Source organism: Bradyrhizobium sp. Kon56, assembly GCF_055807635.1.
Genome location: NZ_JBVVOU010000004.1, coordinates 371,057 through 395,661 on the forward strand (window position 1 = coordinate 371,057; position 24,605 = coordinate 395,661).

31 protein-coding genes and 1 riboswitch are annotated in these 24,605 nt (G+C 64.8%); of the genes, 21 read left to right on the forward strand and 10 right to left on the reverse strand.

Going from position 1 to position 24,605, the window contains the following annotated elements:
- Positions 1-54: 54 nt before the first annotated feature.
- From AC0L3B_RS09500 to uvrB, 4 genes are all read left to right on the forward strand, one after another.
- Positions 55-972 (forward strand): LysR substrate-binding domain-containing protein, encoded by a 918-nt coding sequence (locus tag AC0L3B_RS09500; RefSeq protein ID WP_018453535.1) that lies wholly within the window; start codon positions 55-57, stop codon positions 970-972.
- 123 nt (positions 973-1,095) lie between these two features.
- Complete coding sequence (locus AC0L3B_RS09505; protein WP_007596778.1) at positions 1,096-1,323, forward strand: hypothetical protein; 228 nt, start codon at positions 1,096-1,098, stop codon at positions 1,321-1,323.
- A 58-nt stretch (positions 1,324-1,381) separates the two neighbouring features.
- The gene (locus AC0L3B_RS09510; protein ID WP_018453534.1) at positions 1,382-1,612 is read left to right on the forward strand and encodes a hypothetical protein; all 231 of its coding nucleotides are present in this window, start codon (positions 1,382-1,384) and stop codon (positions 1,610-1,612) included.
- A gap of 101 nt (positions 1,613-1,713) precedes the next feature.
- Positions 1,714-4,689 carry an excinuclease ABC subunit UvrB gene (uvrB, locus tag AC0L3B_RS09515; protein WP_473380322.1) on the forward strand — a complete coding sequence of 992 codons (2,976 nt, stop codon included), beginning with the start codon at positions 1,714-1,716 and terminating at the stop codon, positions 4,687-4,689.
- A gap of 69 nt (positions 4,690-4,758) precedes the next feature.
- Here the strand turns inward: uvrB and AC0L3B_RS09520 are convergent, their stop codons facing one another.
- Positions 4,759-4,932: a hypothetical protein gene (locus tag AC0L3B_RS09520; protein WP_473380323.1), complete on the reverse strand. Its 174-nt coding sequence runs from the start codon at positions 4,930-4,932 to the stop codon at positions 4,759-4,761.
- A 28-nt stretch (positions 4,933-4,960) separates the two neighbouring features.
- On the opposite strand from AC0L3B_RS09520, the gene AC0L3B_RS09525 reads away from it, so the two are divergent.
- Positions 4,961-5,083 carry a hypothetical protein gene (locus AC0L3B_RS09525; protein ID WP_456653374.1) on the forward strand — a complete coding sequence of 41 codons (123 nt, stop codon included), beginning with the start codon at positions 4,961-4,963 and terminating at the stop codon, positions 5,081-5,083.
- 166 nt (positions 5,084-5,249) lie between these two features.
- Here the strand turns inward: AC0L3B_RS09525 and AC0L3B_RS09530 are convergent, their stop codons facing one another.
- Complete coding sequence (locus AC0L3B_RS09530) at positions 5,250-5,489, reverse strand: hypothetical protein (protein WP_018453532.1); 240 nt, start codon at positions 5,487-5,489, stop codon at positions 5,250-5,252.
- 275 nt (positions 5,490-5,764) lie between these two features.
- Here AC0L3B_RS09530 and AC0L3B_RS09535 point away from each other — a divergent pair, with 275 nt between their 5' ends.
- From AC0L3B_RS09535 to AC0L3B_RS09555, 5 genes are all read left to right on the forward strand, one after another.
- Complete coding sequence (locus AC0L3B_RS09535) at positions 5,765-6,217, forward strand: nuclear transport factor 2 family protein (RefSeq protein ID WP_473380324.1); 453 nt, start codon at positions 5,765-5,767, stop codon at positions 6,215-6,217.
- Between the two features lie 217 nt (positions 6,218-6,434).
- The gene (locus AC0L3B_RS09540; protein ID WP_018453530.1) at positions 6,435-6,875 is read left to right on the forward strand and encodes a nuclear transport factor 2 family protein; all 441 of its coding nucleotides are present in this window, start codon (positions 6,435-6,437) and stop codon (positions 6,873-6,875) included.
- A 212-nt stretch (positions 6,876-7,087) separates the two neighbouring features.
- The gene (locus AC0L3B_RS09545; RefSeq protein ID WP_026232548.1) at positions 7,088-8,005 is read left to right on the forward strand and encodes a hypothetical protein; all 918 of its coding nucleotides are present in this window, start codon (positions 7,088-7,090) and stop codon (positions 8,003-8,005) included.
- A 240-nt stretch (positions 8,006-8,245) separates the two neighbouring features.
- Positions 8,246-8,668, forward strand: coding sequence for a hypothetical protein (locus AC0L3B_RS09550; RefSeq protein ID WP_018453528.1), 423 nt, complete (start codon positions 8,246-8,248; stop codon positions 8,666-8,668).
- 282 nt (positions 8,669-8,950) lie between these two features.
- A complete protein-coding gene (locus AC0L3B_RS09555; protein ID WP_007614812.1) occupies positions 8,951-9,088 on the forward strand; it encodes a hypothetical protein in 138 nt (45 codons plus the stop codon).
- A 27-nt stretch (positions 9,089-9,115) separates the two neighbouring features.
- Here the strand turns inward: AC0L3B_RS09555 and AC0L3B_RS09560 are convergent, their stop codons facing one another.
- The 3 genes from AC0L3B_RS09560 to AC0L3B_RS09570 form a co-directional block, all read right to left on the reverse strand.
- Positions 9,116-9,262, reverse strand: coding sequence for a hypothetical protein (locus tag AC0L3B_RS09560; protein WP_007596790.1), 147 nt, complete (start codon positions 9,260-9,262; stop codon positions 9,116-9,118).
- Between the two features lie 198 nt (positions 9,263-9,460).
- Positions 9,461-9,943, reverse strand: a complete 483-nt coding sequence (locus AC0L3B_RS09565; protein WP_018453526.1) for a MaoC family dehydratase — start codon at positions 9,941-9,943, stop codon at positions 9,461-9,463.
- Positions 9,943-10,395: a MaoC family dehydratase gene (locus tag AC0L3B_RS09570; RefSeq protein ID WP_473380325.1), complete on the reverse strand. Its 453-nt coding sequence runs from the start codon at positions 10,393-10,395 to the stop codon at positions 9,943-9,945. Before AC0L3B_RS09570 ends, AC0L3B_RS09565 begins: the two co-directional genes overlap by 1 nt.
- Positions 10,396-10,573: 178 nt before the next feature.
- Here AC0L3B_RS09570 and AC0L3B_RS09575 point away from each other — a divergent pair, with 178 nt between their 5' ends.
- Positions 10,574-10,870: a DUF4282 domain-containing protein gene (locus AC0L3B_RS09575; RefSeq protein ID WP_018453524.1), complete on the forward strand. Its 297-nt coding sequence runs from the start codon at positions 10,574-10,576 to the stop codon at positions 10,868-10,870.
- A gap of 29 nt (positions 10,871-10,899) precedes the next feature.
- Here AC0L3B_RS09575 and ychF read toward each other — a convergent pair whose 3' ends face one another.
- From ychF to AC0L3B_RS09595, 4 genes are all read right to left on the reverse strand, one after another.
- Complete coding sequence (gene ychF, locus AC0L3B_RS09580; protein WP_026232547.1) at positions 10,900-11,997, reverse strand: redox-regulated ATPase YchF; 1,098 nt, start codon at positions 11,995-11,997, stop codon at positions 10,900-10,902.
- A 5-nt stretch (positions 11,998-12,002) separates the two neighbouring features.
- On the reverse strand, positions 12,003-12,608 hold the full coding sequence (gene pth / locus AC0L3B_RS09585) for an aminoacyl-tRNA hydrolase (RefSeq protein WP_085358104.1): 606 nt from the start codon (positions 12,606-12,608) through the stop codon (positions 12,003-12,005).
- A 58-nt stretch (positions 12,609-12,666) separates the two neighbouring features.
- Positions 12,667-13,386 (reverse strand): 50S ribosomal protein L25/general stress protein Ctc, encoded by a 720-nt coding sequence (locus tag AC0L3B_RS09590; protein ID WP_085358102.1) that lies wholly within the window; start codon positions 13,384-13,386, stop codon positions 12,667-12,669.
- Between the two features lie 183 nt (positions 13,387-13,569).
- Positions 13,570-13,821, reverse strand: a complete 252-nt coding sequence (locus AC0L3B_RS09595) for an accessory factor UbiK family protein (protein ID WP_007596812.1) — start codon at positions 13,819-13,821, stop codon at positions 13,570-13,572.
- Between the two features lie 169 nt (positions 13,822-13,990).
- Between AC0L3B_RS09595 and AC0L3B_RS09600 the strand changes: the two genes are divergently transcribed.
- The 8 genes from AC0L3B_RS09600 to AC0L3B_RS09635 all read left to right on the forward strand — a co-directional run bounded on the left by AC0L3B_RS09600 (position 13,991) and on the right by AC0L3B_RS09635 (position 21,660).
- On the forward strand, positions 13,991-14,728 hold the full coding sequence (locus tag AC0L3B_RS09600) for a dienelactone hydrolase family protein (protein ID WP_085350060.1): 738 nt from the start codon (positions 13,991-13,993) through the stop codon (positions 14,726-14,728).
- 8 nt (positions 14,729-14,736) lie between these two features.
- On the forward strand, positions 14,737-15,582 hold the full coding sequence (gene lgt, locus AC0L3B_RS09605) for a prolipoprotein diacylglyceryl transferase (protein ID WP_247489247.1): 846 nt from the start codon (positions 14,737-14,739) through the stop codon (positions 15,580-15,582).
- A 21-nt stretch (positions 15,583-15,603) separates the two neighbouring features.
- Entirely contained in the window at positions 15,604-16,722 is a 1,119-nt protein-coding gene (locus AC0L3B_RS09610; RefSeq protein WP_473380326.1) for a class I SAM-dependent methyltransferase, read from the forward strand.
- Positions 16,719-17,486 carry a peptidoglycan editing factor PgeF gene (gene pgeF / locus AC0L3B_RS09615; protein WP_473380327.1) on the forward strand — a complete coding sequence of 256 codons (768 nt, stop codon included), beginning with the start codon at positions 16,719-16,721 and terminating at the stop codon, positions 17,484-17,486. Before AC0L3B_RS09610 ends, pgeF begins: the two co-directional genes overlap by 4 nt.
- 113 nt (positions 17,487-17,599) lie before the next feature.
- Positions 17,600-18,214, forward strand: a complete 615-nt coding sequence (locus AC0L3B_RS09620; RefSeq protein WP_247489244.1) for a hypothetical protein — start codon at positions 17,600-17,602, stop codon at positions 18,212-18,214.
- 193 nt (positions 18,215-18,407) lie between these two features.
- The gene (locus AC0L3B_RS09625; protein ID WP_007614838.1) at positions 18,408-19,361 is read left to right on the forward strand and encodes a ribose-phosphate pyrophosphokinase; all 954 of its coding nucleotides are present in this window, start codon (positions 18,408-18,410) and stop codon (positions 19,359-19,361) included.
- Between the two features lie 239 nt (positions 19,362-19,600).
- Positions 19,601-20,629, forward strand: a complete 1,029-nt coding sequence (locus AC0L3B_RS09630) for a putative zinc-binding metallopeptidase (protein WP_085350066.1) — start codon at positions 19,601-19,603, stop codon at positions 20,627-20,629.
- Positions 20,626-21,660: a D-alanine--D-alanine ligase family protein gene (locus AC0L3B_RS09635; RefSeq protein WP_085383806.1), complete on the forward strand. Its 1,035-nt coding sequence runs from the start codon at positions 20,626-20,628 to the stop codon at positions 21,658-21,660. Before AC0L3B_RS09630 ends, AC0L3B_RS09635 begins: the two co-directional genes overlap by 4 nt.
- 75 nt (positions 21,661-21,735) lie before the next feature.
- On the opposite strand, the gene AC0L3B_RS09640 is transcribed toward AC0L3B_RS09635, so the two are convergent.
- Positions 21,736-22,299: a 6,7-dimethyl-8-ribityllumazine synthase gene (locus AC0L3B_RS09640; protein WP_026232546.1), complete on the reverse strand. Its 564-nt coding sequence runs from the start codon at positions 22,297-22,299 to the stop codon at positions 21,736-21,738.
- Positions 22,300-22,375: 76 nt separating this feature from the next.
- Positions 22,376-22,533: riboswitch (FMN riboswitch) on the reverse strand.
- 387 nt (positions 22,534-22,920) lie between these two features.
- Here AC0L3B_RS09640 and AC0L3B_RS09645 point away from each other — a divergent pair.
- Both AC0L3B_RS09645 and proC read left to right on the forward strand, forming a co-directional pair.
- Positions 22,921-23,421: a type III secretion system chaperone family protein gene (locus AC0L3B_RS09645; RefSeq protein ID WP_018453509.1), complete on the forward strand. Its 501-nt coding sequence runs from the start codon at positions 22,921-22,923 to the stop codon at positions 23,419-23,421.
- Between the two features lie 193 nt (positions 23,422-23,614).
- A complete protein-coding gene (gene proC / locus AC0L3B_RS09650) occupies positions 23,615-24,442 on the forward strand; it encodes a pyrroline-5-carboxylate reductase (RefSeq protein ID WP_473380328.1) in 828 nt (275 codons plus the stop codon).
- The last annotated feature ends 163 nt before the right edge of the window (positions 24,443-24,605 follow it).

A 24,605-nucleotide genomic window follows, 5' to 3' on the forward strand; every position in this document is an offset into this window, starting at 1 on the left:
CTACGCAAACTGAGTTATCTTGGCCCGGCATCAGCTTTCCTGAGGGTCGATCATTTGCGGCGCTTGCTGTTTCTCAACGGCATCAAGGCATTCGAGGCCGCGGCGCGGGCCGGCAGCTTTGCCGCGGCCGGCCTCGAGCTGAGCGTATCGGCAGCCGCCGTCAGCCGCATGGTGCACATCCTGGAAGAACGGCTCGGCGTCGCGCTGTTCGAGCGCAAGGCCAACAAGCTGCTGCTGACGCAGGCGGGCCGCGCCTATCAGAGCGGGCTGACGCCGATCTTCGATGCGCTCGCAAGCCTCACCGCGCAGGTGACGGCGCCCTCGAGCGTCCGCGTGCTCACCATCGGCATCGGCCACACCTTTGCGATGCGCTGGCTGATCCCGCGCCTGTCGGAGTTTCGCAGCGAAGAGCCCGACATCGAGGTGCGCTTCACCACCGGCGGCGCGTCGGTGCCGTTCGGCGAGGACTGGAGCTGCGGCATCCAGCTCGGCACCGGCGACTGGCCGGGGCTGGTGGCCGAGCCGCTGTTCGCCGGCGACCTCACGCCGGTCTGCGTGCCCCGCCTCGCCTCCTCGCTGAAGCGCCCGGCCGATCTCAAGGCACCGAGCCTGATCCGCGTCGCGCATTCGCCCGAGGACTGGCCGATCTGGCTCAAGGCCGCAAACCTCGCGCGCGTCAACGCGCGGGGACCGGAGTTCCAGTTCTACGGCCAGGCGCTTCAGGCTGCCGCCGACGGGCTCGGAATCGCCATGGGCATCCGACCCTATATCGACGACGACCTCGCCGCCGGCCGGCTGGTGGCGCCATTCGAGCTCTCGGTGCCCAAGGGCATGCGCTGGTACCTGCTCTATCGCAGCTTCCAGACCGAGCAGCGCGACTTTGCCGCGTTCCGCCGGTGGATCATGCGCGCGGCGTCGGAACCCGCCGCCCGTCCCGTCCGGCGGCCCGGCCGCACCAGCGCGCGGAACTGACGCTGCTATCGGACTTTGGCAAAAAAGCCCGCCGCTTGTGAACGGCTTCACATCCTGAAATCCGCAAACGTGGTCCCCTGACCCTCCAACAAGGCGCTCGAATAAAACATTTTGGGGACTGCAATGACGACCCTTTACGACGGCTTTGACATCGAATCCTTCGAAGCTGGCCAGGGGCTGTGGCACGCCCGGATCCGGCGTGCCGATTTCAGCCCGGTTGCCATCGACGGCGTGCTGTTTCCGGCCATGGAAGTCGGCTTCGCCTGGCCTGATCCCGATGCCGCGATTGCCCATGCCAAGCACCACATCGATCGCTTCCGCCGGCGGGCCGACGACAGCGACGACGAATAAGCGAGCGGGACTGCAGGCGAACCAAGGAACGGCGCAGGGTCAAAGGGGGAAATCGGTCATGTCAGTCATCGAATTCGAAGACACGCCGCGGCCGAGGATTTACACCCGCAATGTGTTGTCCAGCTGCCCGGAATGCGAGGGCGATCTCACGGTGCTCCGCGTGATCGGCGGCCGTGCCGGATGCGAGTATTGGACCATGCGCTGCACCGATTGCGGCGGCATCCATCTCGACATCCTCGAGCCGCGTCAGGCAGCCGGGGACGATGAGGGACCGCTGCCGGCGGCCTGATCGCAAGATCCCAAGGCCTGCTGCCAACCTGCTGTCAGCAGTCTGAGCATTGCCGGGCATTCGCTCTTTATTGCGAGGCGGACTCGCCCCATATTCGGAGCATGGCGAAGAAACCTGCATCCTTCGAAAAATCCGGCAAATCCCCCAAGGCCAAGGCTCCGAACGCGAAGGCGCCGAATTCCAAGGCGTCTCGCCCCGACGTGCAGCCGATCGGGCCGGCGTTGGCCGAGTTGCTCAATCCCGCGATCAATCGCGGCGATGCCGGGCTCGGATCGGGCACCGGACTGCAGCCGCCGCCGGACAATTCGCGCGACCGCCGCTCCGGAGGCGAGGCCGCCGCGCATCGCGCGCGGGCCTCGACGCCGAAAGAGTTTCCGCAGGACAATACGAGGCCAATGCCGCTGCGGCCCAATCCGCAGCCGCCCGGCGCCCGCGACGCGGGTTTCGACGAGGCGCCGCAGGCCAATTACGGAACCGCGGCCACGATACCGACGCTCGATCCGGAACTGGCGCGTCAGCTCGGCCTCCCGACGGAAGAGGACGATGCCGAAGCCCTGGCTCGTCCGCCGCGCAGCAAGATGGAGGCGCTCGGCGTCAAGGCCACCGCCGACGCGCTGGAATCGCTGATCCGCGAGGGCCGGCCGGAGTTCCGCAAGGACGACGGCTCCACCAGGGTGTGGACCCCGCATCGGCCGCCGCGCCCGGAAAAGTCCGAAGGCGGCGTGCGCTTCGAGATCAAGTCGCATTATGAGCCGCGCGGCGACCAGCCAACCGCGATCGCCGAGCTGGTCGAGGGCATCAACCGCAACGACCGCTCGCAGGTGCTGCTCGGCGTGACCGGCTCCGGCAAGACCTACACCATGGCCAAGGTGATCGAGGCGACGCAGCGGCCCGCCATCATCCTGGCACCGAACAAGACGCTCGCCGCCCAGCTCTATGGCGAGTTCAAGAGCTTCTTCCCCGACAACGCGGTCGAGTATTTCGTCAGCTATTACGACTATTACCAGCCGGAAGCGTATGTCCCTCGCACCGACACCTACATAGAAAAGGACTCCTCGATCAACGAGCAGATCGACCGCATGCGCCACTCGGCGACGCGCGCGCTGCTCGAACGCGACGACGTCATCATCGTTGCCTCGGTGTCCTGCATCTACGGTATCGGCTCGGTCGAAACCTACACCGCGATGACCTTTGCCCTGAAGAAGGGCGAGCGCATCGACCAGCGCCAGCTGATCGCCGACCTCGTCGCGCTGCAGTACAAGCGCACCCAGGCCGATTTTACCCGCGGCACATTTCGCGTGCGCGGCGATGTCATCGACATCTTCCCGGCGCACTATGAAGACCGTGCCTGGCGCGTGAACCTGTTCGGCGACACCGTCGAGACCATCGAGGAGTTCGACCCGCTCACCGGCCACAAGCAGGACGAGCTCGAATTCATCAAGATCTACGCCAACTCGCACTATGTGACGCCGCGCCCGACGCTGGTGCAGGCGATCAAGTCGATCAAATCCGAATTGAAGATGCGGCTGGACCAGCTCCACGACCAGGGCCGCCTGCTGGAAGCGCAAAGACTGGAGCAACGCACCACCTTCGACCTCGAGATGATGGAGGCAACCGGAAGCTGCGCCGGCATCGAGAACTATTCGCGCTATCTCACCGGGCGCCTGCCCGGCGAGCCGCCGCCGACGCTGTTCGAATATGTGCCCGACAACGCGCTGGTGTTCGCCGACGAGAGCCACGTCACCGTTCCCCAGATCGGCGGCATGTTCCGCGGCGACTTCCGCCGCAAGGCGACGCTCGCCGAATATGGCTTCCGGCTGCCCTCTTGCATGGACAACCGCCCGCTGCGCTTCGAGGAATGGGACATGATGCGGCCGCAGACCATCGCGGTCTCCGCGACGCCCAGCGCCTGGGAGATCAACGAGAGCGGCGGCGTGTTCGTCGAGCAGGTGATTCGCCCGACCGGTCTGATTGATCCGCCGGTCCACATCCGCCCGGCCCGCACCCAAGTCGACGATCTCGTCGGCGAGGTCCGGGCCACGGCGCAGGCCGGCTATCGCTCGCTGATTACGGTGCTGACAAAGCGCATGGCGGAGGATCTCACCGAATATCTGCATGAGCAGGGCATTCGCGTTCGCTACATGCACAGCGATATCGACACCATCGAACGCATCGAGATCATTCGCGATCTGCGGCTCGGCGCGTTCGACGCGCTGGTCGGCATCAATTTGCTGCGCGAAGGCCTCGACATTCCCGAATGCGCGCTGGTCGCGATCCTCGACGCCGACAAGGAAGGCTTCCTGCGCAGCGAAACCTCGCTGATCCAGACCATCGGCCGCGCCGCGCGCAACGTCGACGGCAAGGTGATCCTCTATGCCGACCAGATGACGGGATCGATGGAGCGCGCCATCGCCGAAACCGACCGCCGCCGCGAGAAGCAGGTCGAGTACAACACGGCGCATGGCATCACGCCGGAGAGCATCAAGAAGTCGATCGGCGACATCATGAACAGCGTCTACGAGCGCGATCACGTGCTGGTCGAGATCGGCGGCCACGACATGACCGACGACGTCATCTCGATCGGCCACAATTTTGAAGCCGTGCTCGGCGATCTCGAGACGAGGATGCGCGAGGCCGCCGCCGATCTGAACTTCGAGGAAGCCGCGCGCCTGCGCGACGAGGTCAAGCGCCTGCGCGCCACCGAGCTCGCGGTGGTCGACGATCCCACCGTCAAGCAGCGCACGGTGCAGGGCAAGGCCGGAGCCTATGCGGGCGCGAAGAAATACGGCGACGCCGCCAATTTGCCGGTCAGCGCGCTGAAGAACAAGAGCGCCGCCACAGCGCTCAAGGCCAGCGGCAGCAAGGGCTCGCGAATCCACAAGCCGCATCTCGACGAGATGCACGGCCCGGAATCGTTGCCATATCGGGGCGACCGCGCGCTGCCGTCGAAGCCGTTCGGTGGCGAGAGCCGCATCATCCAGCCGACGGATTCAAGGCAGTCAGGGCCGGAGTTCGGGCCATCGCCGAGGTCGAGCGGTGGGGCGCCGGGGCATAGGGGTGGGTGGAAGAAGAGGTAAGGGGGCGCGGAGCGCCGGCGCCGCCCATGGTTGTTCATGGCGGCGTCGGAGAATCATGAGAACGCGAACTCACCCCAGGCTCGCCGTCACCACCGCCATCACCGACAGCAGCAGCACGGTTGTCATCAGTTGCAGCGAGGCGACCGGCTGGGTGCGCCATGCCGTGATCTTGTCGGCGAGCGACAGATGGGCCTCGAAGAACTTCGGTTCGTAGACGGTCTTGAACAAATGCGGGAAGCTCACCGCAAGCAGCGCATGGGCGAGCGAGGCGATGGCGTCGAAGATGGCGACGCCGATCGCCGACCAGGTCGTGATTGCCGACCAGCTTGAGCAGGAAGGCGGCGGCGGCGAAGGTCGGGAAGCTCTGCAGCGTCGCGGTCAGCGCGAGGCCTAGGAGCGCGTTATGCAGGCTGGAATTTCTGACTCTGGCGATGGCGGCCATGGCACGTCTCCCTGAGGACATGCAGATGAATCCAGCCGCCATCAGGGAGGCATGATGTGAGATGCGTCACGTCCATTTCCTCTGCGGGAACAAGGCGCGCCTCCCGAATGACCAGGGGTTACAGCTTGCCCTGCCCGTTCACCTGGCTCTGCTGTTGCCGCTGTCTCTCCTGCTCTTGCTGCTCCTTGGCATGGTGGCGGCCGTAGAGGCACCCGGCGGCGGCGCCGAGGACGCCGTGATGGCCGGCATAGTGGCCGGCAACGCCGCCGACGACGGCGCCCTTGATGCAGCCCTTGGCGTTGGCGGCGGACGTCGCGCCACAGATGAGAAGTACGGCGATGGCGGCGAGGGATTTCATGGATCGATGTCTCCGGATGCGGTGTCGCACTCTCAACAGGCACGGGCCCGTCCCGGTTCCCGCGCGCACGCGATGCTTCGCTAGACCATGCAGCCGAACGCCTGCACGAATTCGTGAAGGCTCGCGCTCGCTCAATCATAAATTGCAGCCATGAACCTGGCATTGCGCTGGCGCGTCATACGTCAGCAATATCCCCTGTGGTTTGCGGATTGCCGGTGTCCGAGGCAGCGCGTTAGCCTTGCGCGAACTCCACACGGCCGATGAGGGCGGGCGGAATGACGGTCGAGAAGCTCAATCGCCAGCGCGTGCTGCATCTGCTCGACGCCATCTCGCGCAGCGATCTCGCGGCCGCGCTGTCGTGCTGCACCGAGGACGTCGACTTCCTCACCCACGCGCCGATCGACGTGCTGCCGCACATGGGCCCCTGCCACGGCAAGCAGGAGCTCGGCGAATTCTGGCGCACCGTGCAGGAGCGATACGCCGAGATCCGCTACGAGGTGCCGCAGATCGTCGCCGAGGGGGACACGGTCGCGGCCTATCTGCGCGTGTTCTTCAGGAAGCGCAGCAACGACCGCATCATTCAGGTCGACATGGCCGTCTTCTACACTTTTCGCCGCGGCAAGGTGGCGCAGATCCGCGAGATCATCGATTCCTACGACCTGGTGCAGCAGGTGCTGGAACGTGAGATCGGCCCCCTGATCGTGGGCGAGCGGGTGGACGGGGGCTAGCTCTCTCCCAAACCGGCCCGGACCGGGAAAATACGGGGTTCTATTGTAAATCTCACACGCCGGAATCAATTGTGCATTGCGAAAACGTGAATTGCGTTTTGGCCGAATTGACGTATTTTGTTCGTATACAAATGAGTTGAGCGACCCCGCGGCATCTTTCCTGTGCGCTTGGGGTTGTTTTTCGCTTTTTCGCAAGCCAGCTTCAGGACTGCCCAAGATGACAGAGCACAGCCTCTGGCGTTTCTCGCGTGCGTTGCACCGCGCGATCAACGACCGGCATTTCGAGGACATCGAGGCCCTGATCGACGAGGACGTCGAGTGGGCGCTCTATGGGCCGATCGACATGTTTCCGTTCCTCGGCGCGCGCCAGGGCAAGGACGCCGTGCTCGACGTCATCCGCCAATTCGCCGACAATTTCCAGGTCCGCCGCTTCGACCGCGAGAGCATCATGCTCGGTGTCGATTCCGCCGCCTCGATGCTGCGCTATTCGCTGACCGCACTGGATTCCAGCAAGCCGATCAGCTTGCGGGTGGCGCAGTTTGCCCAGTTCAGGGCGGGCAAGCTCACCAGCATGCGCGTGCTGATCGACACGTTTGATCTGGTCGAGCAGGCACTTGGCCGCGCCATTCATCTGCCGAAGATGACCAGCGTCGGCTGAACGGAACACCAACGGGCCCCGCACTTCGGGACCGATGGCTGAGCACCCCACGACGCGTCCTGGCCTCCAGCCCCGCCGATGCAATCGTGGAGAAGCTCGTCATCGGGCGCGCGCCTTTCGCGCGGCCCGTTGGTTCGCGTCTGATGGAACCGCCACAATTTCGCAATGATGGTTCCGCATCCTCGGCGGGAACTGGGCTGACGGGCAGGACGATGGAATTCGCGACAGGGTTTGGCTGGACCAGGCTGCCGATGCTGGCGGCCGCTTTGATCTTGGGATCGGTGCTGACGGTTTCGGCGCAGATCATTCCGCCCTTCTCCCCCGGCCCGGCCGCAGCGCCCGACGACGACGCCGAAGCGGCGGAGGCCCCCGACGTCAACGACCCCGACGTGCTGAGCGGCATCGACGTTGACAAGCTCGACTGGGGCCAGCTCGCGATCGACGCCGGCACGCTCAACGACATCATCGCCGCCAAGAAGCGCGCGCAGGCCGCCGCCAAGGACGGGCTGAACTGGGCGACGAACGCCAACGCCAACGGCTCCTCGGCGGTGACGGTGAAGCAGTCGGTATCCTCATTCTGGGACGCCCGCATCGGCGCCGACATGACGGTGACGAGCGAGCCGCGGACGATGTCCGAGCTGCTGGCACAGAAGGCCAGCAATGGCGGCAGCGTGCCTCAATCGTCCGGCAGCGCCTGGGCGGCCGCGACCGCGCCGGGCGCCGGCGCGATCTGGGACAAGACCGCGGTGGAGGCTCGCGTCGATCCCGGCGCGGAGCAGAGCAAGCTCGGGGCCTCGCTGATCAAGTCGGTGCCGCTGTCGGGCGACACGTCGCTGACGCTGCAGAACGGCTACAGCGTCAACCAGCAGGGCACCACGGCGCTCCCCGGCGTCGGCGGTCACGTCACGCGCAATTACGAGACCGAGCAGTCGGCCAAGGTCACTCTCACCGATACCGGCACCAGCATCACCGCGGGCCAGTCGCTGTCGACCACGGACGACAAATGGCTGCGCAAGGTCGGCGCGGAACAGAAGCTGTTCGACAACGTCACCGTCTCCGGTTCGGTCGGCGAAACCTCGCAAGGGGCGATCAACAAGAGCCTGACGGCGGGTTTCAAGAAGAGCTGGTAGCTGTTTTCGCCTCTCCCCCCTGCGGGGCGAGGGAGTCGAGCACCGAGCGGCCGCGCATTCACTTCGGCGCGGCGGCCGCGTTCAGACTCCGGTAACCATACGCCACGGCAAAGCCCCCGAATGGACCGCCCTTGCCGCACCTCGGCCAAGTTGCGGCCAAAATCCGGCGCCCTAGTCCCAGACCGACGTCGTCGTGCGGGGGACACTCGCGCTGCGCTCAACGCGAACAGGGGAATAACGATGAACGCCATGCGTCCGGAAAAGACCGAAGCCACCGAGACCGAGACCATCGACACCAACCTTGCCGCAGTGACGGAAGTCGAAGCCGGCATCCGTGACTTCGTCCGCAACGACATCGCCTATCTGCGCCGTCCGGCAGCGACCGCCGCGGACGCGCCGCCGCTCGATCCGAGCGCGGAGGCCACCGTCACCAACGTCAACTCGCTGATCCAGCGCGTCGCCGGCACCTCCCTCGCCGAGATCGAGAATTTGATCTCCGAGCTCGAGAGCCTGCGCGACCTGCTCCACGCCGAAGGCCAGCGCGTCCAGCGCGAGATCTCCGGCTACGCCCAGCTCAGCCAGGCCGCGATGAAGTCGACCCGCATGATCGCCGACAACGTCTCGCAGTGGAAGCGCGCCGCCGACGGCCTGCGCAACAGTTGATCGCTGCATCCCGCATCACCAGCCGCCGCGTTCCGAAAGGGGCGCGGCGGTTTTGATTCGTGGGGTGTGTGACGGTGCGCACGCGCCCCACGAAAAGTGTCATCACCCGCGAAAGCGGGTGATCCAGTATTCCAGAGGCAGCGAGGCTAGAACTGTGACGCGCGGCGTACCGGATGCCCCGCTTTGGCGGGGCATAACAGCGGAGGGGTTTGAACTTCCCGCATCCATCCGGCGACTAACGCCAAGCGCTCTTGCCATCGCGGCCGGGCCTGGGGACATTTCATGGAAAGCATTCGGCCCGACACCACCGACCCGATACCGCTGCGACCCGCGCCGAACCAGTTCGGCACGATCATGCTGCGTTTTGTCGGATTGCTGGCGGTTGCGATCGCGATATTGGCGTTCGTCTATAGCCGCTGAGGCGGAGGCCGCGGAGTTAACGAAATCTTACCGGGCGGCTTCCACGGTCGAAGCTTCCAGGGTGTAGGCGCCGTCGGCATAGCCCTTCACCACCATGCCGGCCACCAGCATCACGGCCAGCGTCGCGGTAGCAAAGATGAATCCGACCAGCTTGAGTGCGCCGCGGTCTGCCATGGTCCTCGTCCCCTGTACTCTGCCCAGTTCGTTCAAATAGACAGCGACAGGTTCATAATTGGTTAGCAACTCGATGGTTCCGCGCATTGCTTCGCGGGAAAACCATGTTGCGCAGGCTTATGGCAGCCACCCGGAATCGCGTCCATAGCGCGGGGGCAACACTCGCGCGCTGTTTTCGCCGTTCATCCTGGAACGAATCTAACCGCCGTTCACACGCATCGGCACGAAGGCGGTTGCGGTGATGGCGTAGACGTCCTCGCCGCGCTGGTTGGTGCCGGTGGTGCGCGCGGTCAGGATGCCCCAACCGGGTCGCGAGGCGGAGCTGCGCTTGTCGATGACGACGTTGACGTAGGTGACGATGTCGCCGGCGAGCACTGGCCTGATCCAGCGCAGGTCGCGAAAGCCCGGCGACGGGCCCCACACCGCGACCTCCTCGCCGCGCGAAGCGGCTTCCCGCGCCAGGCGCTGGCCGTCGGCGACAAGCAGGCTCATGCAGGCCGACCCGACGTGCCAGCCCGAGGCCGCGAGCCCGCCAAACAAGGAGTTCTTGCCCTCCTCCTCGTCGAGGTGAAAACGCTGCGGATCGAACTTTGCGGCGAATGTCTTGATCGACTCGGCCGTGAACGTATAGGCGCCGATCTCACGGCGATGCCCAATCTCGATCTCCTCGAAAAACGGCATCAGACCGCCCCTTCGCGCCGCTTGATCAGGATCGGCGACGTCATCTCGCACAGCGCATCACCCCCGGCGTTGCGCACGGTGCATTTGAATTTGACGATGCCGAGCTCCGGGCGGCTCTTCGAGGTGCGGGCCTCCACGACGTCGACTTCGAGCATGAGATCGTCGCCGGGTCTGAGCGGCGACAGCCACCGCACTTCGTCGACGCCGGGAGATCCCAGCGAAGCGGCGCGGGTGATGAAACCGTCGGCCATCATCCGCATCATCAGCGAACAGAGATGCCAGCCCGAGCCGGACAGGCCGCTCAGCATGCTTTTGCTGGCGGCGTCCTCGTCGAGGTGCATCGGCTGCGGATCGAACTCGGCGGCAAAGGCCACGATCTCGTCGCGCGTGACATGGCGCGGGCCGAATGTTCCGAACCGGCCGGGCGGGAAATCTTCGAAGGTCAGGGTCATCTTGGGAAAGGTTTGAGGGAACGACAGATTGTGGCCGCACTTTGCGGCAATCTCAACCCGCCGGCCCGCATGGCTCGTGCTACATTCGGCGCGCCGGCGTCGGTCTTGAGTCGGATCGAGCAGGGGCCACGATCCATTTGCAAGGCCCGACAACACCTGAATTGCCCTGGGGAGAGCAATGTTTTCATTCAGCGACCTGTTTCAATGGGACCGCTTTATCACGCCGACGATCATCAAGACCTTCTACTGGCTGGTGATCGCGCTGATCTGCCTGTTCGGCCTCTCCGGCATCTTCTCCGGCCTCGCAATGATGGCGATCAGCCCGTTCGGCGGCTTCCTGATGCTGCTGTCGTCGATCGCGAGCGTCGTCGTCGGAATCGTGTTCTCGCGCATTCTCGCCGAGCTGATCCTGATCATCTTCCGCATCAACGAGCATCTTGGCGCGATCAGGGATCAAGGCGGCGGGGTGCGGTAGGGCGCTTCCGGGGCACGAACTCCAGCGTCTTACGTGTTGAACCTGAAATGCATCACGTCGCCGTCGGCGACGACGTATTCCTTGCCTTCGAGGCGGAGCTTGCCGGCATCGCGGGCGCCGGCTTCGCCGTTCAGCGCGACGTAGTCCTCATACGCGATGGTCTCGGCGCGGATAAAACCCTTCTCGAAGTCGGTGTGGATCACGCCGGCCGCGCCCGGCGCCTTGGTGCCGCGATAGATGGTCCAGGCGCGCGCTTCCTTCGGGCCCACCGTGAAATAGGTGATGAGGTCGAGCAGCGTGTAGCCGGCGCGGATCAGGCGATCGAGGCCGGCCTCTTCGAGACCCAGCGTCTCCAGGAAGTCGGCGCGTTCGTCGCGCGAAATGGTGGCGATCTCGGATTCGATTTTTGCCGAGATGACGACCGCAATGGCGCCTTCCTTGGCAGCCTGGTCCTGCACCGCCTTCGAGAACGAATTGCCTGATGCGGCCGAGCCTTCCTCGACGTTGCAGACGTAGAGCACGGGCTTGGACGACAGCAGGCCGAGCATCCCGAAGGCGCGCTCCTCCTCCGCCTTGCGCTCGACGAGGCGCGCGGGCTTGCCTTCGCGCAGCAGCACCAGCGTGCGATTGACGAGGTCGAGCTGCTCCTTGGCGTCCTTGTCGTTGCCCTTGGCCTTCTTGGACAAATTGTCGACGCGCTTCTCGAGGCTGTCGAGATCGGCGAGCATCAGCTCGGTCTCGATGGTCTCGATATCGGCGAGCGGGGCGATCTTGCCTTCGACATGGGTAATGTCGGAGTCCTCGAAGCAGCGCACGACATGCGCGATGGCGTCGACCTCACGGATGTTGGCGAGGAACTGGTTGCCGAGGCCTTCACCCTTGGACGCGCCGCGCACGAGGCCGGCGATGTCAACGAAGGTCAGCCGGGTCGGGATGATCTGGCCCGACTTGGCGATCGCTGCGAGCTTATCGAGCCGCGGATCCGGCACCGCGACCTCGCCGACATTCGGCTCGATCGTGCAGAACGGATAGTTCGCGGCCTGCGCCGCGGCCGTCTCGGTCAGCGCGTTGAACAAGGTCGACTTGCCGACATTGGGCAACCCGACGATCCCGCATTTAAATCCCACGAGCGTTATTCCTTGCCGTTGTCGTCCTTGGTCAAAAATCCCTTCGCCTGCATGGCGAGGTGCACCCTGTTGGCGAAGGTCGCGTCCGTGCCTTTGGCAACCAATGCCACGTGCTCGGCCACCGCGTCGCAGAGCGTCGCCACCCAGTCGTTGTCCGCTTTGGCGAAGTCCGACAGCACATGGCCGTGCACCAATTCCTTGACGCCGGGATGACCGATGCCGAGCCGCACCCGGCGGTACTCGTTGCCGATATGGGCGGAGATCGAGCGCAGGCCGTTGTGGCCGGCGATGCCGCCGCCGATCTTCACCCGCACCTTGCCCGGCGGCAGTTCGAGTTCGTCATGGAATACGGTGACGTCGCCCGGCGCGATCTTGAAGAAGCTTGCCGCTTCCTGAACGCTGCGGCCGGAATCATTCATGTAGGTCATCGGCTTGAGCAGGATCACGCGCTCGGTGCCGAGCGTGCCTTCCGAGGTCTCGCCCTGAAACCTGCGGCGCCAGGGTGCGAAACCATGACGCCGCGCGATCTCGTCGACGGCCATGAAGCCGACATTGTGCCGGTTACGTGCGAATTTCGGGCCGGGATTGCCGAGCCCAACAAACAGTCGCATGACGCGGCGCGCCCCTCGCTCGGCGCGCGATCAGGGACCGCGCGCCAGCTTTGAGAGATTACTTCTTCTTGTCGCCGCCGGCGGGAGCCTTGGCAGCCGGGGCCTTGGCAGCCGCTGCCGGAGCAGCACCCGCAGCAGGAGCGGCAGTACCAGCCGCCGGAGCAGCAGCACCTGCAGCCGGAGCAGCAGCCGCGGCCTTCAGCTCTTCGGCGTAGCCGGACGGCGGCACGATGGTGACGAGGGTCGCGTCCTCGGCGGTCAGCGCCTTTACGCCTGCCGGCAGCTTGATGTCAGAGAGATGCAGCGAGTGGCCGATTTCGAGCGAACCGACGTCAGCCTCGATGAACTGCGGGATGTTCTCCACGCCGCACTCGAGCTCGATCGCGTGCGCAACGATGTTCACGGCGCCGCCGCGCTTCACGCCGGGCGAACCTTCAGCCTTCACCACGTGCAAGGGAACGCTGATGCGGATGGTGGCGCCTTCGCCGAGCCGCATGAAGTCGACGTGGATCGGGAAATCCTTGACCGGATCGAGGTGGTAGTCGCGCGGAATCACGCGGTGCTTGTTGCCTTCGAGGTCGATGTCGACCAGCGTGGTCAGGAACCGGCCGGCGAGGATGCGCGAGCGCAGTTCGCGATCGTCAACCGAGATGGTCAGCGGGGGCTGGTTGTTGCCGTAGATCACTCCGGGCACTCTCCCGGCGCGACGCTCAGCCCGGGCGGCCCCCTTGCCGCTCTTCGGACGTGCGGTCGCCTTCAATTCCTTGACGGTCGCCATAACGTTAAGTCCTTGTTTTTGCAAAAGTTAATGGGCCGCAACGCGGCCCATGGCATACGCCGCAGCAAGCCTCCAGGGGTGCGGGGGCTGCGGACGTGGCGGGCTTTTACCCGGAAGACGCGGAAATAACAAGGAGAATGGGCGGCCGGAAGGAACCGGATCGCCCGGACGGAGCCGGCGGAGTTACCCGCCGAGCTTGGCCTCCAGCGCCGCGATGCGCGCCTTCAGGGCCTCGTTCTCCTCGCGCGCCAAGCGCGCCATATCCTTGACCGCCTCGAACTCCTCGCGCTTGACCAGGTCCATATCGCGCAGGAATTTTTCGGCCTGGGTGCGCATCACCGTGTCGAACTCGCGCTTGACGCCCTGCGCGGCGCCGGCGGCATCGTTCATCAGGCGGCCGATCTCGTCGAAAAACCGGTTGTTGGTCTGGGTCATGTCGGTCTCCTGGCGGCTTTCGATGAACTCTGCGCGAACGCGCGGGAAGACAATGGCAATCCGTTTGGGCCGGTTCAATGGCCGATCGGCGGTATCCTTGTCATGCCCCGGTTTCCTTGCAATCGTATTCAACGTCCCTGCATAAGAAGAATCACAAAAGGCGCTCGAGATGATCGACCAGCAGATCGCGATCCCCACCAAGGACGGTCACACCGCAACCTTCATCAGCCATCCCGAACGCGGCGGGCCGTTTCCGGTCATCCTGTTCTACATGGACGCGCCGGCGATCCGCGAAGAGCTGCGCGACATGGCGCGCCGGCTCGCGACGTCGGGCTATTACGTGATGCTGCCGAACCTCTATTACCGCTCCGGCGTGATGGAGCTCGGCGCGCTGCCGGCCGATCCGAACGCGCCGGAGCGCAAGCGCATGTTCGCGCTGATGGGATCGCTCACGATCCCCATGATCATGGACGACACCCGGGCGTTGCTCACCTATGCCGAGGGCCAGGCGGCCGCGAACACCAAGCTGATCGGTACAGTCGGCTACTGCATGAGCGGCCGCTACGCCGTCAACGCCGCCACGCATTTCCCCGATCGCGTCAAGGCCGCCGCTTCGGTCTACGGCACGCAGCTCGCAACCGACCAGGACGACAGCCCGCATCTGGCGGCAGCCAAGACCAAGGCCGAACTCTACTTCGCCTGCGCCGAGACCGACATCTACGCGCCCGCCGAGATCATCGAGAAGGTGAAGCAGGGCATGAGCGGCGCCAAAGCCGAAGTCGAGATCTATCCCGGCACCCATCACGGCTTCGCCTTCCCCAAGCGTCCGGTCTATCACCGCGACGCCGCCGAGCGGCATTGGGAGCGTCTGCTGGCGCTCTATCGCCGCAATCTCGTCCAGACATAGAAGGCGCGATGCAACTTCTTCTCATCGACTTTCCCGCCTTCAAGCCGATCGCGATCGAGATCGGCCCGTTCGCGATCCGCTGGTATGCCCTGGCCTATATCTGCGGCATCGTGTTCGGCTGGCTCTATGCGCGCTCGCTCCTGAAAAGGGAGCGGCTGTGGGGCGGCCCGGCGCCGATGTCGCTGGTGCAGATCGACGACTTCATTCTGTGGGTCACGCTCGGCATCATCCTCGGCGGCCGCACCGGTTATGTGCTGTTCTACAACCTGCCCTTCTTCATCGACCATCCCGCCGCGATTTTCAGGCTGTGGGAAGGCGGCATGTCCTTCCACGGCGGCTTCCTCGGCTGCGTCGTCGCGGTGATGTGGTTCGCCTATCGCAACCGCATCTCGATCCTGTCGCTCGGCGACATCACCACCGCCGTCGCCCCGGTCGGGCTGCTGCTCGGCCGCATCGCCAATTTCATCAATGGCGAATTGTGGGGCCGCGCCGCCGACCCGGAGCTGCCCTGGGCGATGATCTTCCCCAACGATCCCGCCCAGCTGCCGCGCCATCCGAGCCAGCTCTACGAGGCCGGCATGGAGGGCATTTTGCTGTTCACAGTGCTCGCGGTCATGATCCGCTTCGGTGCCCTGAAGCGGCCGGGCATGATCCTCGGCGCCTTCATCCTGATCTATGGTTTGAGCCGGATCGCCGGCGAGCATTTCCGCGAACCGGATGTCCAGCTCGGCTTCCTCTGGGGCGGATTAACCATGGGCATGCTGTTGTCGATCCCGATGCTTATTGTAGGCCTCATACTTATTGTATTGGCAGTGAGGCGCGATGCGCCGAGGCCCGCAGGGGCTATTCGTTAATTCCTATTGAGAAGATAGGCCGTGACCGACCAGCCGTTACTCGACGAGATCAAGGCGCTGATCAAATCCTCAGGCCCCATGCCGGTCTGGCGGTACATGGAACTGTGCCTGATGCATCCGCGCTACGGCTACTACGTCTCGCGCGATCCATTGGGACGAGAAGGCGACTTCACCACTGCGCCGGAGGTCAGCCAGATGTTCGGCGAGCTCCTGGGCCTGTGGACCGCCTCGGTGTGGAAGCAGATGGGGTCACCGCAATTCCTGCGGCTGATCGAGCTCGGTCCCGGCCGCGGCACCATGATGGCGGATGCGCTGCGTGCGCTCCGCGTGCTGCCGCCGCTCTATCAGGCACTCCACATTCACATGGTCGAGGTCAATCCGGTCCTGCGCGAGCGGCAGAGTGCGACGCTGTCGGCCGTGCGCAACATCGCCTGGCACGACAGCATCGACGACGTGCCTGAGGGGCCGAGCATCATCCTCGCCAACGAATATTTCGACGTGCTGCCGATCCACCAGATGGTCCGTCACGAGAACGGCTGGCACGAGCGCGTGATCGAGGTCGACGCCAACGGAAAACTTCAATTCGGCGCGGCGGCCGAGCCGACGCCACGCTTCGAGGTGCTGCTGCCGCCTCTGGTGCGCGCCGCGCCCGTCGGGGCCGTGTTCGAATGGCGGCCCGATGCCGAGATCATGAAGCTCGCCAGCCGCGTGCGCGACCAGGACGGCGCGGCGCTGATCATCGACTACGGTCATCTGCGCAGCGATGCCGGCGACACCTTCCAGGCGATCGCGCGCCACACCTTCACCGATCCCCTGAAGGCGCCGGGCCAGGCCGACGTCACAGCCCATGTCGACTTCCAGGCGCTCGCGCGCGGGGCGGAGGACGTGGGCGCCCGCGTGCACGGGCCGGTGACGCAGGGCGATTTCCTCAAACGCGTCGGCATCGAGACCCGTGCAGCCGCCTTGATGCAGAAGGCGGCACCTGACGTCGCCACCGACATTTCGATCGCGCTCAAGCGCCTGACCGAAACCGGGCGCAGCGGCATGGGTTCGATGTTCAAGGTGCTCGGCATCTCCGAGCCGCGGCTGACGGGCCTTGCGGGACTCAGCGATCTCGAACGCGCCGGAGACGATTCATGACGCTTGCCTCCTCGCTGCTGTCCGCGGTGCCCGGCCTGCGCCACGCCTTCTTCACCCGCGAGGGCGGCGTCTCGGGCGGCATCTATTCCGCGCTGAACGGCGGGCTCGGCTCCAACGACGATCAGGCCCTTGTCGCGGAGAACCGCCGCCGCATGGCCGAGCACGTCGGCGTCGCACCCGAACGCTTTCTCAGCCTGCACCAGATCCATTCGCCCGACGTGCTCGTGGCCGACGCTCCGTGGCCGAGCGGGCCGCGCGCGAAGGGCGATGCGCTGGTGACGAAGGTGCCCGGCATCGCGCTCGGCGTCTCCACCGCCGATTGCGGACCGGTGCTGTTCGTCGATCCCAATGCGGGCGTGATCGGCGGCGCGCATGCCGGCTGGAAGGGCGCGCTCACCGGCGTGCTGGAGCAGACCATTTCGGCGATGGAAAAACTCGGCGCCTCGCGGAGCCGCATCATCGCCGCGATCGGCCCGCTGATCCGCCAGGACAGTTATGAAGTCGGCAACGAGTTCGTGGCGCGCTTCATCGAGGCGGATGCGGACAACGCCGTGTTCTTCATCCCGTCGGTGCGAGAGAGCCACGCGATGTTCGACCTCGCCGGCTTCATCCGCAAGCGTCTGGAGGCTGCGGGCATCCTGATGATCGACGATCTTGGTCTGGACACCTACGCCGACGAACGCTTCTTCAGCTACCGCCGCTCGGTACATCGCAAGGAGCCGGATTACGGCCGCCACGTTCACGCGATCGCGCTCGAAGCGTGAACACAAAGGCAACCCCGTGTCATTCCGGGGCGATGCCTGCGCGCGATGATGGTGGCCTGTGGCGCTCCCGCCCTAGACGTTAATGCGTTTTAACGATATCGCTGCCCTCCATAATGAGGGACGCGTCATTCATCTTGCGCCGCGCGGGTTCGCGCGTGCTGGCGATCATGCTGCTGACGGCGGCGGCCGCGCTTGGCGGCTGTGCCGGTGGCGGTGGTGCCGCGAACTCCTATGCGATGGCGCCGAGCGCCGGCTCGGGGGCGACAGTCGCGTTCGAATCGATCGATGGGCCGCCGCCGCAAGTGTTCGACCGCATGGTCGGCGTGCTCGACAGCGAATCCAAGCTGCGCAGCCTGTCCGTGGTCTCCCGCGAGGGGACGGCTGCCTACCGCGTGCGCAGCTACCTCTCCGCCCAGATCGTTCGTGGCAAGACCGTGATCGCCTGGGTCTGGGACGTCTACGACGCCAACCAGCAGCGGGCGCTGCGCCTTTCAGGCGAGGAACCGACCGCGGCCAAGGGCGGCCGGGATCCTTGGGGCGCGGCCGACGACCTCGTGCTGCGGAAGATCGCCCAGGCCGGATTCAGCGGACTTTCCAACATGATCAACGGCACGCCGGATGCGCCGAACTCGGCTCCCGGCTTGCGCGGGCCGGCCGTGGCGAGCGTGATCCCGGAGGCTCCATTGGCCGACATGCCGGCCTCGGCGCTGGGCTATGCCGAGCGCTAACCCCCGCGAAACCACGGCCCCATTTTCCGGCCAAACCGTTGGCCGGACTCGGGATTTCGCAGGGAAAACGTAGTGCCCCGGGTTGCCATTGCAGCCCCCGGCCTGATATTTCCTCGCCCGTCGTAACCGTGCTTCCAGTGGGTATTGTTTGATGTTGAACATCGTGTCCAGCAAAGCGCGGGAGGAAGCGTCCATGTCGGCCAAGAACGGCTCCATCAAGCTCGTCGCCGGCAACTCCAATCCGGCTCTCGCTCAGGCCATCGCGCAAGGTCTCGACCTGCCGCTGACCAAGGCGGTGGTACGGCGCTTCGCCGACATGGAGATCTTCGTCGAGATCCAGGAGAACGTGCGCGGCTCGGATGCCTTCGTCATCCAGTCGACCTCGTTTCCGGCGAACGACCATCTGATGGAATTGCTGATCATCACCGACGCACTGCGCCGCTCCTCGGCGCGCCGCATCACCGCGGTGTTGCCCTATTTCGGCTACGCCCGGCAGGACCGCAAATCGGGTTCGCGCACGCCGATCTCGGCAAAACTCGTCGCCAATTTGATCACCCAGGCTGGCGTCGACCGCGTCATGACGCTCGACCTGCATGCCGGCCAGATCCAGGGCTTCTTCGACATCCCGACCGACAACCTCTACGCGGCGCCGCTGATGGTGCGCGACATCAAGGACAAGTTCGACCTCTCCAGGACAATGGTGATCTCGCCCGACGTCGGCGGCGTGGCGCGCGCACGCGGCCTCGCCAAGCGCATCAACACCCCGCTCGCGATCGTCGACAAGCGCCGCGAGAGGGCGGGTGAATCCGAGGTCATGAACGTGATCGGCGACGTCGCCGGCTACACTTGTATCTTGATCGACGACATCGTGGACTCCGGCGGCACGCTGGTGAACGCCGCTGACGCGCTGATCGCCAAGGGCGCCAAGGACGTCTACGCCTACATCACCCACGGCGTGCTCTCCGGCGGCGCGGCGGCCCGGATCACGAACTCCAGGCTGAAGGAGCTGGTGATCACCGACTCGATCCTGCCGACGGATGCGGTGAGCAAGGCCCCGAACATCCGCACGCTGCCGATCGCCAGCCTGATCTCCGACGCGATCGCGCGCACCGCGGCGGAAGAGTCGGTGTCGAGCCTGTTTGACTGAGGTTTTCGCCTCTGGCCGCTTGCGGAAAATCGTAGGGTGGGCAAATGCGCAACGCGCCGTGCCCACCTTTTTTGTGGCCATGAAGACGGTGAGCACGCTTCCGCCTTCGCTCGTCGAGCTCCGGCGGACAAGTCGCTTTGCCCCCTACGGCCTCACGCGCCGCCGCCCCCCGGGTTGTTGCCAACGAGCGCCCATGACATCATCCGAATCCCGAGTCATCTCTGCCCTCTGGATGCCCGATGCCACGCCGGAAATTTGCCTGGGAGAAGCTGTCGGATGATGAGTTGCTCAAGCAACGCCTCTCCAGCCTGAGGGTTACGGTCGAAGGCACCTGGCTCGAGGACTGCGTCAGAACGCTCTACGAGGAACTCGAGGAGCGCGGCATCCGGCTGCGGCCGCACACCTGGATGTCGAGCGAATGGTTCAGTCCGGGCGGCGTTCCCGGCATCGCCATTCCGTTCTATCTCGCTCATCCCCGCCTGATGAAGCTCGAGAAGAAGATGATGTTCGACGTCGAGGGCGGAACCTGGCGCGAATGCATGGCCATCCTTCGTCACGAAGCGGGCCATGCGATCCAGCACGGCTACCAGTTGCAGCGCCGCCGGCGCTGGCAGCAACTGTTCGGCCCGTCGTCGAAACATTATCCGCGCTATTACCGGCCCAATCCGGCCAGCCGGCGTTACGTCCAGCATCTGCGGCTGTGGTACGCGCAGAGCCATCCGGACGAGGATTTCGCCGAGACCTTTGCGGTGTGGCTGCGGCCGCGCTCGAACTGGCGAACGCGATATGCGGGCTGGCCGGCACTGAAGAAGCTTGAATATGTCGACGAGCTGATGGGCGAGATCGCGGGAAAGCGGCCGCCGATCACGACGCGGGAGCGTGTCGATACGCTGGGTCGGCTCAGCCAGACGCTCGAAGAGCACTACAAGAAGAAGCAGGCGTTCTACGCCTTCACGCCCCCCAAGACCTACGACCGCGATCTCTCCCGGCTGTTTTCAGCCGATCCAAGGCACCACCGCTCAAAGCCGGCTTCAGCCCTGATCAGGCGCCACCGCTCCCAGATCAGGCAATTGGTCTCGCGATGGACCGGCGAGAATCAGCTTACGCTCGATGCCGTGCTTGACGAGATGATCTCTCGTTGTCGCGAGCTCGATCTGCGTGCCGTCGGCCCTGAACAGAAGCTTGTTCTCGACTTCATCGTCCTCGTGACCGCCAAGACGATGCACACGATGTTTGGCCCGTCTCGACGAAAATGGATCGCGCTATGAGACGTCTACGCATTCTGGTGCTCATGCATCCGGACTTCGTGCCGCCGGACTCCAGCGACGGGCACACCGCGCAGGAAATCAACGCGTGGAAAACGGAATACGACGTGGTGAGTACCTTGCGCGCGGCGGGCCATGAGGTTCGCCCACTCGGCGCGCAGGAGGAAATCAAGCCGGTGCGCGAAGCTATCGAGGAATTCAAGCCGCACGTGGTGTTCACGCTGCTGGAGGAATTCCACAACAACGTCGCCTTCGACCAGCACATCGCGAGCTATCTCGAGCTGATGAAGGTCCCTTATACCGGGTGCAATCCGCGCGGCCTGACCCTCGCCCGCGGCAAGGATTTGTCCAAGACGCTGGTGCATCACCGCCGGATCGCCGCGCCGGCCTTTGCGGTCTTCCCGATGCGCCGCAAGGTGAAACGCCCGACACGCCTTGCGCTGCCGCTGATCGTCAAGAGCCTGAACATGGATGGCTCGTTCGGCATCTCGCAAGCATCCATCGTCGACACCGATGAGAAGCTGGCGGAGCGGGTTGCCTTCATCCATGAGCGGGTCGAATCCGCCGCCATTGCCGAGCAGTTCATCGAGGGGCGAGAGCTTTACGTCGGCGTGCTCGGCAACAATCGCTTGCGCGTTCTGCCGGTCTGGGAGCTGAAATTCGGCAGCATGGGCGGCCGCTCGTCACGGCATATCGCCACGGAGAAGGCCAAGCACGACACCGACTATCAGGAGAAGGTCGGCATCGTCGACGGGCCTGCGAAGGATCTGGCGCCGGAAGTGACCGCCAGGATCCAGCGGGCCGCGAAACGCATCTACCGGGTGCTCGGCCTCGACGGCTATGCGCGCATCGATTTTCGTCTCACTGCCGACGGCACGCCATATTTCATCGAAGCCAATCCCAATCCCGAGATCGCCAAGAGCCAGGAGTTCGCCACGGCCGCTCTACATGACGGACTGAAATATCCGGCTCTCCTGCAGCGCATCCTGACGCTTGGGATCAGCCGCGCCAAAGCGGGGGTGTCACTGGGGTGATGACGGCGGCGATCGCCCTCATCCTTCGAGACGCGTTTCGCGCCCCTCGGGATGAGGGATGGTCGTTGCGCTGCGTTACACGATTCCCGCGGCGACCTGGCCGCGCAGGCGTTCGAGCCCGAGCAGTGTCTCCGCGCAGGCGGCTGCCACTTCGACGCCCTTGATGGCAAAATGCTTGCGGAAGAAATCGTAGTGCACCTCGGTCTCGTGGAATTGCTGCGGCGTCAGCACCGCGGAGAACACGGGCACCTCGGTGCGCAGCTGCACGTCCATCAACGCCTTGATCACGGTATCGGCGACGAACTCATGGCGGTAGATGCCGCCGTCGACGACGAGGCCGGCCGCGACGATCGCGGTGTAGCGTCGTGTCTTGGCCAGGATCTGCGCATGCAGCGGGATCTCGAACGAGCCCGGCACCTCGAACACGTCGACATGATTGAGGTGGCGCGCTTCTGCCTCCTTCGCGAAGGCGATGCGGGCCTCCTCGACCACGTCGCGGTGCCAGCATGCCTGCACGAAGGCCACCCGCTGCGGTTTCGCGAAGCGCGGATGGTCGGGCACCGGATCTTGCGGAACCGGCGGTGGCGTTTGAGTTGGTTGGGACGTTTCGGCTTGGGGATCTTGCAACATCTGATTCATGGCTTTCCTCAGTTAAGGACCAGAATCAGGGCACACGGAACGACAAACAGCCGCATCCTGCGATGCGTCTGCCACCGACCGTTCTCTTTCATCCGGACTTTAACCGTCGGCTTCGGAGTTGCACCGAATCTGCTGACCCTTCCCCTCAGCAAGGCTTTGAGGAAGGCGCTCGCGGGCTTAGGCCTTACGGCCCTTACCGCCGGTGGGGACTTTCACCCCGCCCTGAGAACATCGGCCGCCCGGGATGAACGGCCTGACTGCAAATATGACGCCGGTTCGGGGCCGCGGCAAGCGGGTTCCGCATGGGAAAACCGCATGGTCCCATGCCGCCATGGCGGTCCAGGGGGCACGCGACGGAATTAGCGATTGGCGGGCCATCGAATCCGATTCCGATTTGTTCTTCCCGTTAATAATTGTGGCGGAGATGAGCTGTGGACGAACGAGTCCTGACTTGTGGACGGACTCGGCAGCCAGTTGCGCAGATTCCGCAAATCACATCAGTTGATCCGCGACAAGCCCGCGCTGATCCGAATGGATCGCCTTAGCAAGATTTAAGGGAGCGCGCGCCGGACCAACCGCGTGCGTATCAAAGACAACAAAAAGGCAAGAGGTCGAGACGGCATGTCCCTGCTCGAAGGCACCATCGATTCCAAAAACCATCCGCTCGCGGTGGTCGAGGATATCGCTGCCAGCAACAACTGGCCGTTCGAACGCTCCGGCGAAGACGAACTCACGATTGTCTCCAAGGGACAATGGACCGACTACCAGATCTCCTTCACCTGGATGGGCGAGATCGAGGCGCTGCATCTGGCCTGCGCGTTCGACATGAAGATCCCGGTTGCGCGGCGACCGGAGGTCCAGCGGCTCGTGGCCGCGGTCAACGAGCAATTGTGGGTCGGGCACTTCGACCTGTGGACCACCACCGGCATGATCATGCACCGGCAGGCCCTGGTGCTGCCGGGCGGGCTCATCGCCTCCACCGGCCAGTGCGAAGCCATGCTCGCAGGCGCCATCCACGCCTGCGAACGCTATTTCCCGGCGTTCCAGTTCGTGGTGTGGGCAGGCAAGTCCACGACGGAAGCCATGGACGCGGCCATGTTCGACACGGTGGGCGAGGCGTAAGCGCACTCAGCTCTCCAGCGCGTGAGGAAGGCGTCGCTCCCTGCTCGCCGTCGTCCCGGCGAAGGCCGGGACCCATACCGCGTGATTTCGCTTGTGGCACGCTGCTTGTTGCCAACACCTCCATCCATTAAAACCAGTTGTGGTTATGGGTCCCGGCCTTCGCCGGGACGACACTGAGTTTGTGGCAACGGCTATGACGAGCAACAACACTCTCGAGAACATCACCGGCACCATCCTGCTCGCCGGTGCCGGCAAGATGGGCGGCGCGATGCTGACCGGATGGCTTTCGGGCGGGCTCGATCCGCGCCGCGTCGCGGTGATCGATCCGCACATCTCGGCCGAGATCACCGCACTTGCCGCCAAGGGGATTGCGCTCAATCCTGATGTGACGACGGCAGGCCAGGTCGAGACGCTCGTCGTCGCGGTGAAGCCGCAAATGTTCCGCGAGGCCGGCGCCAAGCTGAAGCCATTCGTCTCCGACAAGACCGCGGTGGTGTCGATCATGGCGGGAACCACGATCGCCTCGCTCGAGGAGGTCTGCGGCGGCGCGGTGGTGCGCGCGATGCCGAACACGCCGGCCGCGATCGGTCGCGGCATCACGGTGGCTGTCGCCGCGAACAATGTCAGCGCACAGCAACGCGCGGTGGCCGATGCGCTGCTACGCGCCACCGGCTCGGTCGCATGGGTCGACGATGAGAGCCTGATGGACGCGGTCACTGCGGTGTCCGGCTCGGGTCCGGCCTATGTGTTTTTGCTGGCCGAGGAACTCGCGCGCGCCGGTGTCGAGGCGGGATTGCCCGAGGCGCTCGCGACAAAACTCGCGCGCGAAACCGTCGCCGGCTCGGGTGAACTTCTCCACCAGTCGGAGCTTGCCTCCGGCACGCTGCGCCAGAACGTCACCTCGCCCGGCGGTACCACGGCCGCGGCACTCGGCGTGCTGATGGGCGAGCCCGGCCTGCGCGATCTGATGATCCGCGCCATCGCGGCGGCGACGAAGCGGTCGAAGGAATTGGCGAAGTAAGAAAGTGTGCCGTAGGGTGGGCAAAGCGAAGCGTGCCCCACCCATTCGAATGCAATCGCGGAAAGATGGTGGGCACGGCGCTGCGACGCCTTTGCCCACCCTTGTAATAGCGCGATCAGTTATTCTCGACCTGTTCCGTGAGGAATGGCCTGCCGCGGTTTGC